17 protein-coding genes are annotated in these 16037 nt (G+C 36.7%); 2 read left to right on the top strand and 15 right to left on the bottom strand.

Annotated features, from left to right (window positions below):
• Positions 1-7: 7 nt before the first annotated feature.
• The 8 genes from mreD to BUC45_RS04855 are packed head-to-tail and all read right to left on the bottom strand — an operon-like array spanning position 8 to position 4951.
• Entirely contained in the window at positions 8-511 is a 504-nt protein-coding gene (mreD, locus tag BUC45_RS04890; RefSeq protein WP_296970747.1) for a rod shape-determining protein MreD, read from the bottom strand.
• The gene (gene mreC / locus BUC45_RS04885; RefSeq protein WP_296970782.1) at positions 508-1356 is read right to left on the bottom strand and encodes a rod shape-determining protein MreC; all 849 of its coding nucleotides are present in this window, start codon (positions 1354-1356) and stop codon (positions 508-510) included. Before mreC ends, mreD begins: the two co-directional genes overlap by 4 nt.
• A gap of 8 nt (positions 1357-1364) precedes the next feature.
• Complete coding sequence (locus BUC45_RS04880) at positions 1365-2396, bottom strand: rod shape-determining protein (protein ID WP_296970746.1); 1032 nt, start codon at positions 2394-2396, stop codon at positions 1365-1367.
• A 60-nt stretch (positions 2397-2456) separates the two neighbouring features.
• Entirely contained in the window at positions 2457-3152 is a 696-nt protein-coding gene (gene radC, locus BUC45_RS04875; RefSeq protein ID WP_296970745.1) for a DNA repair protein RadC, read from the bottom strand.
• Positions 3153-3170: 18 nt separating this feature from the next.
• A complete protein-coding gene (locus BUC45_RS04870; RefSeq protein ID WP_296970744.1) occupies positions 3171-3749 on the bottom strand; it encodes a Maf family protein in 579 nt (192 codons plus the stop codon).
• A 16-nt stretch (positions 3750-3765) separates the two neighbouring features.
• Complete coding sequence (locus tag BUC45_RS04865; protein ID WP_296970743.1) at positions 3766-4014, bottom strand: DUF4321 domain-containing protein; 249 nt, start codon at positions 4012-4014, stop codon at positions 3766-3768.
• Between the two features lie 16 nt (positions 4015-4030).
• Positions 4031-4546, bottom strand: a complete 516-nt coding sequence (locus BUC45_RS04860) for a Gx transporter family protein (RefSeq protein ID WP_296970742.1) — start codon at positions 4544-4546, stop codon at positions 4031-4033.
• Positions 4547-4564: 18 nt separating this feature from the next.
• Positions 4565-4951, bottom strand: coding sequence for a NusG domain II-containing protein (locus tag BUC45_RS04855; protein ID WP_013778612.1), 387 nt, complete (start codon positions 4949-4951; stop codon positions 4565-4567).
• Between the two features lie 272 nt (positions 4952-5223).
• On the opposite strand from BUC45_RS04855, the gene BUC45_RS04850 reads away from it, so the two are divergent.
• Both BUC45_RS04850 and BUC45_RS04845 read left to right on the top strand, forming a co-directional pair.
• Complete coding sequence (locus tag BUC45_RS04850; protein ID WP_013778613.1) at positions 5224-5805, top strand: sigma-70 family RNA polymerase sigma factor; 582 nt, start codon at positions 5224-5226, stop codon at positions 5803-5805.
• Positions 5802-6575 (top strand): DUF4367 domain-containing protein, encoded by a 774-nt coding sequence (locus BUC45_RS04845; protein ID WP_296970741.1) that lies wholly within the window; start codon positions 5802-5804, stop codon positions 6573-6575. The genes BUC45_RS04850 and BUC45_RS04845 overlap by 4 nt, the downstream gene beginning before the upstream one ends.
• Positions 6576-6946: 371 nt before the next feature.
• Here the strand turns inward: BUC45_RS04845 and BUC45_RS04840 are convergent, their stop codons facing one another.
• From BUC45_RS04840 to pdxA, 7 genes are all read right to left on the bottom strand, one after another.
• The gene (locus tag BUC45_RS04840) at positions 6947-8506 is read right to left on the bottom strand and encodes an FAD-binding protein (protein WP_296970740.1); all 1560 of its coding nucleotides are present in this window, start codon (positions 8504-8506) and stop codon (positions 6947-6949) included.
• Entirely contained in the window at positions 8490-10403 is a 1914-nt protein-coding gene (locus BUC45_RS04835; RefSeq protein WP_296970739.1) for a TRAP transporter fused permease subunit, read from the bottom strand. The genes BUC45_RS04840 and BUC45_RS04835 overlap by 17 nt, the downstream gene beginning before the upstream one ends.
• Before the next feature lie 60 nt (positions 10404-10463).
• The gene (locus BUC45_RS04830) at positions 10464-11564 is read right to left on the bottom strand and encodes a Gfo/Idh/MocA family oxidoreductase (protein ID WP_296970738.1); all 1101 of its coding nucleotides are present in this window, start codon (positions 11562-11564) and stop codon (positions 10464-10466) included.
• A 198-nt stretch (positions 11565-11762) separates the two neighbouring features.
• Complete coding sequence (locus tag BUC45_RS04825) at positions 11763-12824, bottom strand: TAXI family TRAP transporter solute-binding subunit (protein WP_296970737.1); 1062 nt, start codon at positions 12822-12824, stop codon at positions 11763-11765.
• 96 nt (positions 12825-12920) lie between these two features.
• Complete coding sequence (locus BUC45_RS04820) at positions 12921-14066, bottom strand: iron-containing alcohol dehydrogenase (RefSeq protein WP_296970736.1); 1146 nt, start codon at positions 14064-14066, stop codon at positions 12921-12923.
• 16 nt (positions 14067-14082) lie between these two features.
• A complete protein-coding gene (gene dapA, locus BUC45_RS04815) occupies positions 14083-14964 on the bottom strand; it encodes a 4-hydroxy-tetrahydrodipicolinate synthase (protein WP_296970735.1) in 882 nt (293 codons plus the stop codon).
• Positions 14965-14979: 15 nt separating this feature from the next.
• Positions 14980-16017 (bottom strand): 4-hydroxythreonine-4-phosphate dehydrogenase PdxA, encoded by a 1038-nt coding sequence (gene pdxA / locus BUC45_RS04810; protein WP_296970734.1) that lies wholly within the window; start codon positions 16015-16017, stop codon positions 14980-14982.
• Positions 16018-16037 lie beyond the last annotated feature (20 nt).

Raw genomic sequence — 16037 nt, 5'->3', positions numbered from 1 at the left:
AAGGCTATTAATATTTTATATCAAAATAATAATCAAAGAATCGTTCTATCCTATACGCCCCAATATAAATCAAGGGTGATACAAACATATTTATTAATGATGATGCCACCGTAATAGACAAAAGATATCGCCATGGATGAATGAGCTCACCTGTAAAAAAAGCAATTATCATAAAGATAAAATTAAATATTACAGAACCGGTAAATACAAGTAACATAGTTATAATGACTCTACCCTTGTAAAGATTCCGCGAACCAAGGCCAACAACATATCCTGCAATAGATTTTGCTATAGTATTAAGACCTATAAATCTTCCAAAAAGAATATCCTCTAAAAAACCATTCATTAATCCCATCAATGCTCCCGCTTTTTCATTCTTAACCATAGCCATACACAAAGCAAAAACCAGCGGCAGGTCTGGTTTTACTCCGAAAATTCCAATAAAATTTGAAAGAGCTGTCTGGACCAATATGAGAACACCTAATACTAAAATATATACAATAGTCCTCATTGATTGGCCTCCTTTTCACCCTTAATCACAAAAACTCGCTCAAGTTTGAGAAAATCCACAGCGGGCTTGATTATAGCATATTGCATTAATTCATAAGATTCTTTTTTAGTTTCCACAACTTCACCTATAACAATGCCCTTAGGCACTAAACCTCCCAAGCCAGAAGAAATAACTATATCTCCCTTTACTAAGTTAGCATCCTGAGATAAAAAGTCCATTTTTAGGTAACCCCTAGGCGCTGTATCAATACTTCCTTTGACGATTCCATTATCTCTAGTCCTTTGTAACATTGCACTAATAGAGCTACGCTCATCGGTGATTAGCATTACCTTAGATGTATTAGCAGTAGTGCTTATTATACAGCCAACTAAACCTTCATTAGTAATCACAGCCATATCTTTTTTTAAGGCTTGTTTTTCACCCTTGTCAATTAAAATAACATTAAACCAATTACCCGTATCTCTTGCTATAACTTCTGCTGCCTCAAGATCATATTGCAGATTTTTATCTTTGAAGCCTAAAAGGCTGCGTAAGTCTGTGTTTTCTCGCTGATATTCCAAAAGATTTTGTTTATACTGCAAAAGTTCTGCCACCTGCTTTTTTAAAGCTTCATTCTCTTCTTTAAGATAAAAAATCTGTGGTATGGTATCCAGCTTGTCTTTTATATCAAAACCTATTTTTGACAGGATTTTTTGTGCAGGACTAAGTACGGTTATTATTGGAATTTCAATTTTTTTAAAGATAGCTTCTTGATTCAATGTTATATTCACAATCATGATTGAGATGAATAAAAGTAAAACCAGAATTAACCATCTTCGGTTTTTCAAAAGGCGCCGCAACAACACCACAACCTTCAACCCACTTTTTTAGGTGAGATCAATACACGCTTTAAAATATCTAGTTCTTCTAAAACTTTACCTGTTCCCATTGCTACACAATTCATAGGTTCTTCAGCAATATGCACAGGCATTCCCGTTTCACTGTTTACTCTCCTATCTAAACCCGTAAGCAATGAACCTCCTCCGGTCATAACGATACCTCGGTCCATAATATCAGCTGCTAACTCTGGTGGTGTCTTCTCGAGTGTTACCTTAATCGCATCCACAATATTATTTACCGGTTCTGCCAGAGCGTTATTAATTTCTTCGGCAGTGATAGAAATAGTCTTTGGTAAACCGGTAACCAAATCACGACCCCGTATATCCATAGATTCCATATTTGCATCTAGTGCTGCAGAACCAATTGTAATCTTTATTTGTTCTGCAGTGCGCTCGCCAATCATAAGGTTATATTCTTTCTTGATATAATAGACAATGGCTTCATCCATCTCATCGCCGCCAACACGAATTGATTTGCTGGTGACAATACCTCCCAGTGAAATAATCGCAACTTCGGTAGTGCCGCCTCCTATATCCACCACCATATTTCCAGCCGGTTCATAAACTTCAAGACCTGCCCCTATGGCTGCTGCCATAGGTTCTTCAATTAAATAAGCCTCTCTTGCTCCTGCCTGAAGAGTAGCATCGATTACCGCTCTTTTTTCAACTTCAGTTACTCCCGAAGGAACTCCTACAACAACTCTAGGTTTAATAAAGTGTTTGCTCTTTAACGCCCTTGATATAAAATACTTCAGCATGTTTTCAGTCACGTCAAAATCAGCTATGACACCATCCCTCATAGGTCTTATTGCTACTATGTTGCCAGGAGTACGGCCTATCATCAGCTTGGCTTCTTCACCTACAGCTAAAATAGATCCATTATCTCGCTGAACCGCAACAACAGAAGGTTCTTTAAGAACAATACCCTTCCCTTTAACATGTACCAAAGTATTAGCCGAACCTAAATCAATTCCTAAATCATTTGAAAATATATTAAAAAACCTCATTAATTTTCCCCTTTCTAGTGCCTCAGCTTTTTGTCGAATTGTAGTTATGGATTTTTATTTTTACATAAGATTTTTTTCTTTAAGGCTTATAATTGAGTCACTACCAATTATAATATGGTCCAAAACATTTATACCTAAAATTTTACCTGCCTCAACCAACCTTTCGGTGACTTCAATATCCTCTCTGCTTGGTGTCGGATCTCCGCTTGGATGGTTGTGAACCAACAGTATAGAAGCACTACTTCTCCTGATAGCCGGTTTAAAAACCTCTCGCGGGTGAACTATGGAAGAATTTAAACTTCCTATTGAAATATCTTCGACGGAAATAACATGGTTTTTTACATTTAGTAAAATTGTTTTAAAGTATTCCTTCTCTAGAAATCTCATTTCTTCCATAAGAAGGTCTTTAACATCTAAAGGGCTTTTTATGACAACTTGCTTACGCTGGTTATATGAAGCTATCCTCCTGCCAAGCTCCACAGCTGCTTTTATTTGAACAGCCTTAGCTGCGCCTATGCCTTTTATCTTTGAAAGTTCTTCTATACTTGAATCGACCACATAAGCAAGCCCACTCTTGCCTATATCACCTTTTAGTATGCGCTGAGCAAGAACCAGTGCTGACTCCGACCTGGTTCCGGTCCGTATCAATACTGCCAGAAGTTCCGCATCACTTAAAGCTTGAGCTCCATATTTTTGCAAGCGTTCTCGTGGGCGTTCTTCAATCGGCAAATCCTTTATCAAGATGTCATTACCCAACGATTGTAGCCCCCTAAATCAGAGTATTTTTATACCAAAACGGATAAGCATTGTGTTTAATTTAAATAGCGGCAATCCTACGATATTATAATAATCACCATCAATTTTCTCAACAAACAATGCACCTTTTCCTTGTATTGCATAAGCTCCTGCCTTATCCAACGGTTCACCGGTTGCTATATAGTTTTGTATCTCTGAGCTGCTTAGATTTTTAAATTTAACTTGGCTTTCTTCAAATTCTTTTAAGCAATGATTTGTGGCTGCATCTATCAATGCCAATCCAGTAAAAACTCGGTGCCAACGGCCACTTAAACGACCTAACATTCCTTCTGCTGCCTCTAAAGTCGCAGGTTTACCAAGGACTTCCTCATCCAAAACTACTATAGTATCAGCACCAAGCACCAATCCTTTTTCATGTTTTTTTGCAACAGCTGCGGCTTTCTGAAAAGCAATCTCAGCTACTGAATGACCAAAATCCATTTTATGATTAAAATTTTCATCTATGTAGCTCGGCTCCACGAAAAAATTCAAACCTATATGTTTTAAAAGTTGTTGTCTTCGTGGAGAGGCTGAAGCCAGAATTATGCGTTCGTGCATAGTCTACATTCCTCCACTACATACGCTGATATAAAAGAATAGCTATAATGAGTCCCAAGGCTGCAGCCAAATTAAAACTTATATCAAGTCCAAATGTAATACTTATAATACCTAAGTCAAGCTTAGTTGTAGCTAAACCTATGTTCATACCCTTATTTAAAATCGGAGCAAAGCCGCCTAATGCCTGGCCTAAAGTACCTCCCACTAATAAACCAACTATTAGTATTATAACCAATATTGCAGGACTATGATAATTACGTTTCATTTTTATTTGTCCTTTCCTAAAAATTAGTTTTAGTAAAGAATGTAAAAAGATTTTGCTTTGCAAAATTAGCTGTCAAGCCTGTAAACATGCCTGTACAAAGACCTATTACCATCAAATACGGCAAGTAAACATAAAGTCCAAAAGTAGAAAGAACAATGCTCGCCATGGTCACTTGGACAAAATTGTGGGTAACTGCCCCTAAAATGCTTATTCCTACCAGACTAAATGTATCCTTAAAATGATGGTAGGTAAACGCCATAACCATGGTGCTTAAAATTGCTCCGGACAGACTATAAAGCAAGCTTGAAAGAGATCCTGCCAACAATGCTGCAATAATGCACCGCAGTACACAAACAATAAGCCCTTCCTTTAACCCATAAAATACGATGGTTAAAAGTGATATTATATTAGCAAGACCTAACTTTGCCCCTGGTATCGGGAAAGGTACTGGTAGCATATCTTCAATAATGTGTATTATAATACCAAAAGCTACAAGAAGTGAGAGAAATGACATCTTACTGTGTTTTTGCATGTTGATTCATCCTTTAGCCTAAAAGCTTACTGCATCGACTTCATCTTTAGCCGGTTTACTGCCTTCTATTTTTAAGACTAACTTATTAGGAAGACATACAATCATCTGCCCCGGGCGACTTATCCAGCCCTGCCTCACGCAATCTCTGTCGGGGCAATCTGAATACTGCATCCGGACTTTATTCCGGTTAATTTCCACTATGCTTTTACCATGAGCTACCGGGATAGTTAATCTAAGGTTTGGACCATTTTCTCCTAAAGAAATCTTTTGATATAGTTTCCCGTCAATTTCGATTAAAACATAAGTTTTATCATCAGTAAAACCATATATCTGAAAACCTGTAAAGATTATAAATGCCAGCATCAATACAAAAATAATTAGTAATTTATCACCTTTTGTAATCAAACTAATCCCTGCTCGCTTGAATTCATATATGTTTAGTGTAACATTTTATTCCATCTAAAACAAGTGGAAAAATTGGCTATAAAAGCGATTGAGGGTTGAGCCAAATTCTGTTAAAAAATAGAATTCTGCTTAGCTTAAACAAAATAAACGCAATACCTTAATCAAATATTTTTTATCTGCCATAATTAAATTTTTATAGTATACTAATATGTATGAGATGAAACCTTTTCATTATTAATTACGTCATTTCTTTTGAAAGGACTTTATGACAAATGAAGCTTCTTACTGCGATTAAACGGTCAAAAAATAAAGACAGCAATGCTTTTCAAGTATTATTTGAATTGTTTTATTCGGATGTATATAAAACCTCATATTTTATCACACAAGATTTTTCTCTTGCTGAAGATGCAACTCAAGAAGCTTTTTGCAAAGCCTTTCAAAAACTTGACACTTTGAGGGAATTCAACAAGTTCGGCTCTTGGATAAAAACCATCGCAGCTCGCTGTGCCATCGATATTATGCGTAAAAGACAGCATTTCACCGTAGTAGAAGATTTTGCTCAATTCTCCCAGGATAATTATGTAAACTCCCTACCTCAATTATTACCGGAAAATGAATTAGAAAAGAATGAGCTTAAATCCTGTATAAAGAGAGCTATTTATGATTTAAACCCCATCTACCGGCAGGTAATAGTAATGAAATACTTTTTAAATCTTACCAGTCAAGAAATTGCAGATGCACTCGACTTGCCTGTGGGCACCGTTAAATCCAGGCTGTTTAGGGCATTAAATCAATTGAAGATTTCCCTGCAAGATGAAAATAATAGTCTTGGCAAGGAGGAAAGCTTACAATGAAACCTAACGAACTGAATCTTGAAAGTTTAATACAAGAAATATTTCAGGAGGATGCAGAAAATGTCATTGTTCCTCCTCCGCAACACATATGGGAAAAAATATCTTCAGACCGACAAACGGCAAAAACTATTAGAAGAAGCAGTTTACATCAAAGATTTTCTACTTCAAAAGCGATTGCTTGCTTTGTAATTTCTGTATTGTTTATTGGGCTTTTTATATCTAACCAACCAGCAATCGCTATAAACAGCAACATCTTAAAAACTGTGGTTGACTTTTTTTCGTCACCGGAAACAACCGGTTCGGTCAATGTTTCAATAAGCAAAAATACTTTACCTGATTCTGATGCACCTTTGCCACCTCCGGATTGGCCGCTAGATACCGGAGAAAAAGTAGTGACATTAGAACAGGCTCGCTCTGAGGCCGCATTCAATTTTATAATGCCTTCTTACCTGCCAAAAGGTGTAAGCCTCGATATTATTACGGTTTTAAATGAATTTAGAGTTAATCAATACTACCGCTCAGATAAAAACAGACTTGTAATAGAACAGCATTATTTTTCAGGAGGGTTTGCATCAAGTTATTATTTTTCATCTTCTAAAGTAAAAAAAGTGAATATAAATGGTACCGAAGCAACGCTAATAACACAAAACAACCCTTATACAGGCCAAAATCAAATCTACATATTATGGTGTATAGATGATATTGAATTCAACCTTGAAACCGATTTGAGCGAAAAAGACGCCCTCAGAGTAGCTAGATCTATAAAATAAAAAAAGGGAACCGTAAGGTTCCTTTTTGTTATAGTTGACAAATTAAAGAGCTACCTTGTTCATGGCCTACATTTACAGGTCGAAATTTACAGGTCGAAATTAACTTTCCTCAAAAGAATCATCTTTTTCATACCTATAATTGAAAAAACATTCTCTACACAGCATTTTAAAAGAACTAATCAACGCTTAATCATCTTTGTTGCTTATTAATATTTATAAAATCTATTATTCGCATGATTGGGTAGCTTTTAGAATTTATTAAAAGTTCAAACGCATTTCTACCTTGTTTTAAAGTTGTATTGTTTACGAGGTAAAGATTTAAGAGTGATACATAAGCACTTTAGCCAAACCAAGGTATCCCTGTATTCTATTCATGAAATACTTATCTCACCATTTGGAAGTTTAGAAAGAATAATTTGCTTTTCAAAGCCCTTATCCATATGAGGATAATCTGCACGTATATGGCAACCTCTACTTTCTTTTCTTTCTAGTGCAGCAGTTACCATTATAAAAGCAGAAAGAGCTGTTTGGTAAGTAGCGGTATCACTCCTAAGTTGAAAATCCAACAACATTTCCTGCAGTGTTTTTTGAGCTTCTGCTAGATCTTTACCATTTCTAAGTATGCCCAAACCCTTAGACGCTAGTTTCTTAATTTGCGGAACATATTTTTCATAAACTTTTTTGTTTACTCGATAATCAATCAGCATCGAAAAATCATCTTCAGAAATATAAATATCTTCCTCTTTGGCTATTGCCTCTGCGCACAGAAGACCAGTTAACACTGCTTGCGAAGCTGCATTACCGCCTAGACGGCAAGCTCCATGAAAAGATCCTGCTGCTTCACCTACAGCATATAATCCCTCAATTGAAGACTGTAAGTTTTCATCTACTAATATACCTCCAGATAAACTGTGTGCCATAGGACCTACTTCGATTAATTCTTCTGAAGGATCAACCCCTGCAGACACCATGCGATTATAAAACCAAGGATAGCTTTGTAAAGTTTGCTTAGGAATGTGTCTTAGGTCTACATAAACACCACCATTTGATGAGCCTTTACCAATTTGTATTTGATGCCAAATTGATTTATTTAAAAAAGTCTTAGGTGCACCAGCTTCGCCTTGCGGCCTGTCGTTTAGTATAAAACGCTCCATATCACTATTTAGTAAATATGCCCCTTCACCTAACATTGCTGTTGGACATGGTTCGCCTTTTGCACTATCTGGTGAGATTACAACCATTGGTTCATACTCTAAGAATTCCATATCAACTAGTTGAGCACCAGCTTCGTATGCAATAGCTATTGTTCTTCCGCAGATGTCGTTAGGATACGTAGAATCATAAAATAAATTTCCTACTCCGCCCCATGCAGCAATCACTATAGGGGCATAGACGTTTTGAATCTGACCTTCTGCATTTTTTATAGTAATACCATGGACTTTATTATTTTTTACTAAAATTTTTAAACATTCACATCCAGTATGAAACTCAATTCCCTGTTCAATAAGCCCTTTGGTCAATTTATTGATCATTTCTTCGCCTATTAATCGCGTTGTAAGACACAAAGAGCGAGGATAAGTGGAACCTGAAGCATGCCTAAGTTTTATACTTTTGTCTTTTTCTGTCGCAAATTTTACTCCCCAGCGTTTCAACAATTGGTATCCCTCTACTGTAGAATTACACATTAAATCCACCAAAATACGATTATTAATATTATATCCTGCATTCATCATATCTTCAGCATATTGCTTCGGAGTATCATTATAAGGATTATCCTCAAGGACAAAATTAATCGCTGCTATATATGGAGTTGCTCCATCTCCCAATGCATAAATCGATATGTCTTGTTTTCCTAGTTCAGTTAGCCTAGCAGCTGTAGAAAGTGCTGCAAGACCTGAACCAACAATAATAATGTTATTGTGCTGCTTCATTATAAGCCCTCCCGTGCGTGGATTTACTTTTTCGTTTCTTTGTATTAAAAAAAAGTATTAGAACAATACCTAAAACTATACCAATTATTGAGGTAATAGTTTCTGGAATGATCAATAGAATTGCCGTTCCAATCAACGCTGTTCTTTCCCATATTCTTTCCAATGGTATAAAGAAGTAGCCTGCAACTCCACCCGCAAGAATATATGTGCCAAAAATTAAAATCAATGTCGATTTAATAATCTCAGTTACTGTACCTATGAGCAGTATTCCTGGATTGTACACAAATACGAAAGGAATCAGAAAGGCAACTATTGCATAGTTAAACGCAGTCCAACCCGTCTTCCAAGAATCTGCCCCAGCAATGCCTGCTGCCGTAAATGAAGCAACGCAAACAGGTGGTGTTATTTGTGCAATAATCCCGAAGTAAAATACAAACATATTAGCAGGCAATGGATCTACGCCTAATTTGATTATAACAGGAACAAAAAGCACATTAGATACTAGATAAGCAGCAACTGTTGGAAGAGCCATACCAAGAAGTATACAACCTGTAGCTGCAATAATTAAAGCTGTGGCAAGACTTCCACTTCCAATTTTAGCTATTACACTTGATAACTTTGTAGCAAAGCCTGATTGAATTACAATACCAATTATAATGCCACAAGCTGCTGTAGGTATTGCAATTTCTGAAGCCTGTTTTGTGCCTTGGATAAGTGCTTTCCCTATTTCATTAACACTTGCATAGTTCTTCCCGTCTGATACAAATTTGCTGATAAAATTAATAACTAAAACTGATACAATGCCAGCCATACCAGCCCGCATGAGCGAAGCACCCTTAAGTATATAACCAACTAGAATGCATACGGGAATTAATAAATACAAACGCGGAATAATTGGTTCAATATTAAAATCTGTCATAACTTCCTGTTCAGAGATTTTTTGTTTTCTTGCGATAAAATCAACAAGAAGAAAAATTGATATAAAATATGCACTTGCAGGAATCAAGGCAGACATTGCAATTTTTCCATATTTTATGCCAAGCATCTCCGCCATGATAAAAGCGCCAATCCCCATAATTGGTGGCATAATTTGACCACCTGTTGAAGCTACGGCTTCAATAGCAGCTGCCTGCTCGGGTTTATATCCAACTTTCTTCATCATCGGAATAGTCATAACACCCGTCGTAGAAACATTTGCAACAGCGCTTCCACTTACCATTCCCAGTAATGCCGAACTGATTACAGCCGCTTTAGCAGGCCCACCAGAAGTTTTGCCGGAAAACTTCATTCCAACGTCAATAAGAAGCCCACCTCCACCGCATACCGAAAAGAGAACTCCAAAAATTATAAAATAAAAAATAGAGTTTGCCGTGGTAGCAAGAGGTGCACCAAAGATTCCATCAGGCCCCATAATCATTAACTCTGTAAATTGATTTAGGTTCGTGCCTTTATAAGATAGTAATCCAGGAATGTATTTTCCAAACCATGCGTATACAATGAATACAGAGATAAAACTAAGTAATACTATTCCGAATACTCTTCTTACCGCTTCTAACAGTATTGCTACAACAACCAACATAGCTATAATATCCGTAGGGGTAATTTCTGAAATATATGGAACACGAGTTTGAAGTCTGTATGTTTGAGAAATAAAGTAGTAAAATCCGTAAATGATACCAATATATACAGTAATATCTATAAGTTTTACCCATTTTTTGCTACAACTTTTATCAATAGGATTGTTTATAAATACCAACGTTAAAGCAAAGAGAAGGTGTAAAGGGCTTTGCAGAATAGGATGAAAGGGTACAAATACAGCAATATACAGTTGAAATAATAACCATATTATGCTAACAATGATTGATGCTATAGCTCTAGGTGCTATTTTGTCTTTCATATCATAATACCTCCATTCATTTTCAAAAGTACATTTATTTAGGTCCGTAGAATAAACTAATCAATTTTTTACAAGCTTGTTTACGCTCTTCATTTTTGTTGTTTCTAGATTTTGGTTGTTTGTTTGTATGAATTCTTCCAAAAATTTACTATCTTTCAATGGTAGCTTTACTGATTTTTTCGAAAAGACTGATTTATATGCTGCAAGGATTATTTCCAATGATTTTTTACCTTCGTTGCCATTTACTTCAGGATCTCTATCATTTCGAATTGCTTCCATCATCTGCTCAAACTGCCTTTGAAAAGGAACATGTGGGTTTTCGGGACACTGTTTTTGTGTTTTATCAAACAAGGCTTCTTTATTTTTTGTATAAAGTTCGATAATGTCATCATTTTCTATAACTATTCTTCCATTAGTTCCATATATATCAATACGGGAGCACAACCCAGGATAGGCACTAGTTGTTGCCTCAATGACTCCTAATGCTCCGCTAGTATATTCTAGGTTAACTATAGCCAAATCCTCTACCTCGATGCAATGATTAACAGTCTTGCTGCGAGCGTAAACTTCTTTCACTGGACCCAAAAAATGCTGCATAAGGTCAATATAGTGACTCGCCTGATTCATTAACACTCCTCCACCATCCAATGCCCATGTTCCTCGCCAAGCTGAACTATCATAATATTCTTGACTTCTATACCATTTTATATAGCAGCCACCAAAAAAAATTCTACCTAGTTTTCCTTGATCAATTATTTTTTTTGCAATCATTATGTCATTTTTATATCGGCGTTGGAAAACCACACAAAGTTTCAACTTTTTTTCTTGAAACACTTCAATCATTCTGTTTGCTTTCTCGATGGTTATCTCCATAGGTTTATCTACAATGACATGTTTTCCTGCTTCAGCTGCCTTAATTGCTATTTCAGCATGTAGGCCGCTAGGAACGCAAATGTTTATAACATCGATATCTTGCCTTTTTAACATGTCATTGTAATCAGTATAATAATCACACTCATATTTAATTGAAAATTGCTTAGCATTATCCTCATTGCGAGATGAAACAGCAATCAATTGGGCGTCTTTAATATGGGATATTGCTAGCGCATGTGTATCAGCTATTGTTCCGCATCCAACTATGCCAAATCCTATGTCACCCATAGTATTACCTCTCTTTTCTTTTTAATTTCCACTATTTTCATAATTTAATCCTGCTTCGCACTTCTATTATTTAAGCATATACGCCTGAGGAAATAGATTCTTTTATATATAAAATAAATTGCAATATAGAACTAATATCATAAGGATTATACATTGCCGGCAGAAGCCGACAATGTATAATTTGCTTGAATAATCAACTTATTTCATATATCCCATTTCCTTATAGTACTGCTCTGCACCTGGGTGAAGCGGAGCACCACATTTCGACTCTTGCCAAGCAATCGTAGGATCAAAAACAGACATAGCATTATGAGCACTAGCGAGTATTTCCTTTCCTTCACATATGGCCTTTGTCATAGCATACACAATATCATTTGGAAGATTTTTTGAACACAAAAGCACTTGACCTGAACCTACCGTTTTTATATCTTTATCTTGACCCTTCCATGTGCCAGCTGGCATTATTGTACGATCCCAGCCTGATTCAACTAACTTGTTAATTAGCTCATCACTTAATTGTGGGAAAAACATATCAGTAGTCATACAAAGTTCAGTTGTAGCAGATTGACCAGCAGCAAGATGATCTATAGTCATATCAGCTTTGCCATCTCTTAGTAATGTTACAATCGCATCAGATCCAGTCTGTGTTACAGAACCTCCCCATGACTCAATAGTTTTATAATCTATGCCCAAAGCTTGCAAAACACTAGAACAAGCTAATTCACCAAAAGAACCAGTAGATTTTATAGCAATTCTTATCGGATACTTGTTTTCAACAACTTCTTCAAGTGTTGTATAACCTGTTTTATTAACAAAAGACTGCGTAAACATTACATTAATAAATGGAGCATCTAAACCGCCTACGATCGATGCAACATTGGTAACAGGCGGTTTGCCTAAAATACCTTCTGTACATGCCCATTTTGCAGGAGCAGAATTACCTAGACACAAATCAGCTTTACCTTCTTCTATAACAATAGGTGCGCCTACACCGCCCGGAGAAGTCGTTACAACATCAATCGTTGAACCCTCAGGAAGAACCGGCTCTATAAGTTGAGTTATACTAGATGCATAAACATACATACCTGTGCCAACACCCATAGTAGCGAATGTAAGATTAACAGGTTCAGAAGTTTCGCTACTTGATGTTTTACCATCTATTTGCTCTTGAGATGTACCCCCGCATCCACTTGCCATTAAAAGCACAAAAATTAAACACATGACAAGCACTAAAATTTTGGTAAATCTGTAATTAGTCATAATTTTCCCTCCATTTTTAATTTTGATACATTTATGTTCTTAACCAGAGCGATTTCTATTAGGCCGCTCTTTTTGATGTCTTTATATTATAGCGTTTTACATCAATCTTAGATATATATTCCTTATATCATCTTTTGTCATTGATTTGGGATTATTATCCAAAAGCCTTGTCACTTCGGCAGCTCCTTCGACAAGAATGTCGAGATCTGCTTTTGTTATCCCATATTTCTTTAAATCATGTGGTATTTTTAAGTCATCTGTTAACTTGAATATTTCTTCTACAACTTTTTTGGAGATATTGCTAGATTCATCAACATCTAAACCCATAGCAATGGCAACCTCTTTAAACTTATCTTCAACATAATCTGCATTGTATTCCATAACATAAGGAAGTAAAATGGCATTCGATATTCCATGAGGTATGCGATATTTGCCACCAAGGGGATAAGAGAGAGCATGCACTGCAACCGTGCTCGATGATGCTATACACATCCCTCCGTAAAAGGCAGCAAGCAACATATTCTCCCGTGCAGAAATATCGCTACCATTGGTATATGCCCTTCTTATATTTTTTGAAATAAGGTTGATTGCTTTTAATGCATACATGTCACTGAAAGGATTGGCCTTCTTAGAAATAAAACATTCGATAGCATGGCAAAATGCATCTAAGCCGGTTGAGGCAGTAACCGAAGGTGGAAGCTTCAATGTCATTTCAGGATCAAGTATCACATAGTCCGGTATAAAGTTTGGATTAACGATCCCAACTTTTAATTCTTTTTCTGGAACGACTACTATGGAATTAGGCGTTGCCTCGGAGCCCGTTCCTGCTGTAGTCGGGATAAATGCTGACAATTTACCTCTGTTTTTAATTAATGAGGGATTTAAAATATCTTTAGCATATTCTGGGTTCGTCACCAAAACTGAAATTATCTTGGCAGTATCCATAACACTTCCACCGCCTACTGCAACAATTAAGTCGAATTCTACATTTTTAATTTCATCATATATTTTAAGTACCTGGGCATATTCCGGCTCAGATGGAACATCTTTTACAATCCTTGTATTACATGAAGTAAGTATTTTTTCAATCCGCGAGGTAATGCCGGTTTCAAATATACCTTTATCTGTCAAAATTATTACATCTTTTGCTTCTGATTCTTTTGCTAGTTCAGATAGCTGCGAGACGCTTCCGGCTCCGCCTATGACCATTCTTGGAAGCCTCATCTGATAAAAACTTGTCATACTTATTCTCCTTTATTTATTGCTTCTCAAATTTACTTAAAACTTCTTTTAATGCAGCATCAATTTTAGAATCATCTAGATTAAATGGCGCTCGGCAAGGACCTACCTCGTAACCCATTAATTCCGTTGCACGTTTGATAATTGAATTAGGATTCCCCATTTTAAATACCTCTCTAATCGGTCTTATACTGACCTGGGCTTTTTTGGCGCCTTCCAAATCTCCTGCGATAAATTTTTCATATATAGCAACTAATTCCTTAGGAACTATATTTGCACAACCAGCTATTCCTCCCTTGCCCCCGGCTAATAGATTCCATAAAATCAAAGAATCATTTCCCGAAAGTACTGAGAAATCCTCCGGTGTTGCTTCTATATACTTAAGTATATTATCAAAATTTCCGCTGCTGTCTTTTATCCCAACAATATTATCTATCTCTGAAAGTTTTTTTACTGTTTCTACCCCTAAATTCACTCCTGTTCGTGGAGGAATATTGTAGAGGATAATTGGTATATCAACTGCTAAAGCTATATCCTTAAAATGATTGTAAAGCATTTTTTGATCACTTGCAGCATAATATGGGCATACAATTGATACCGCATCCGCTCCCATTTCTTTAGCTTTTCTTGTTAATCCAATGGTCTCTTTTGTAGTAATGCAACCTGTCCCTGCATAAACTGGCAATCTGCCCCTGTTTTCATCTATTACAATTTCCATCACTCGCAGTTTTTCTTCATAACTCAACCCATAGAACTCCCCATTTGTGCCGAGACAAAAAAGGCCATGTATTCCGCTATTTACAAAGCGGTTTACCTGATTTCTTAATTCTTTTTCATTTATTGTTTCGTCAGGAAACATAGGCGTCAACATAGCAACTATAATACCTTTAGGCTGGAACATTAATATATCACCCTCTTAATAAATTTTCCCACCAGCCATCACAGCTGCAAGATTTATGGCGTCAATCATGCTTTCGGGGTTTGCTGTGCCTTTACCGGCTTTGCCGAAAGCCACACCATGGTCTACCGATGTCCGAATTATTGGCAATCCTAAAGTTGTATTGACGCCGGAGAGGGAGCCCCATTTTCCTAACTTGTCATCGTATTTAAAGCCAACAAGTTTTATGGGGATATGGCCTTGGTCGTGGTACATAGCTACTACCGCATCATATTGGCCTCCTCTAAGTTTGACAAATACGGTATCAGGCGGTATGGGACCTTCTACCTGTATTCCCATTGAAGATGCTTCTTTTATCGCAGGCTCAATTTCTTCTATTTCCTCTCGTCCGAAAAGGCCGTCTTCACCGGAATGTGGATTAAGACCCGCTACAGCTGTGCGAGGATTTTCTATGCCCATTTTTGTTACTGCTTCATTCGTAAGCTGGATTACCTTAAGAACTCTGTCCTTCGTAACTAAATCCGGCACTTGCCTAAAGGCCACATGTGTTGTAACATGTGAAACTCGAAAATCTTTGTCCACAAGCATCATGCAGTAGTCTTTGGTCTTAGTATAATCGGCAAATATCTCCGTGTGGCCCGAATACTTATGTCCTGCAAGATTTATGGCTTGTTTGTGTATCGGACCTGTTGTAACTGCATCTACCTTGCCTTCCAATGCCAGCTCGATACCTTTTACTATATACTGAAAGCTTGACTCACCTCCTAGTTTCGTTACTTTACCAAATTCAATTTTCTCGACATTTACATTTTTTAAATCAAATACATCGATTATTCCATGCTCGTATTTACAGTCTTCAAGATTAGTCACAGGGTTTATTTTCATATTTACTTTTGCAATTTTTACCGCTTGTTTCATGACCTCGGCATCACCTATTACAACAGGGTTGCATTTATTATATATTTCAGCTTCACTCAAGGCTTTAGCCGTTATCTCAGGTCCGATACCGCAGGGATCTCCTACCGTAATGGCTACTATGGGCTTTTTACTAGACATTATTTATTAACCTCCTTGGC

The organism is Tepidanaerobacter sp. EBM-38 (assembly GCA_001896545.1).
In the GTDB taxonomy this organism is placed as follows: Bacteria; Bacillota; Thermosediminibacteria; order Thermosediminibacterales; family Tepidanaerobacteraceae; genus Tepidanaerobacter.
This window is presented reverse-complemented; position numbering and strand designations above follow the sequence as displayed.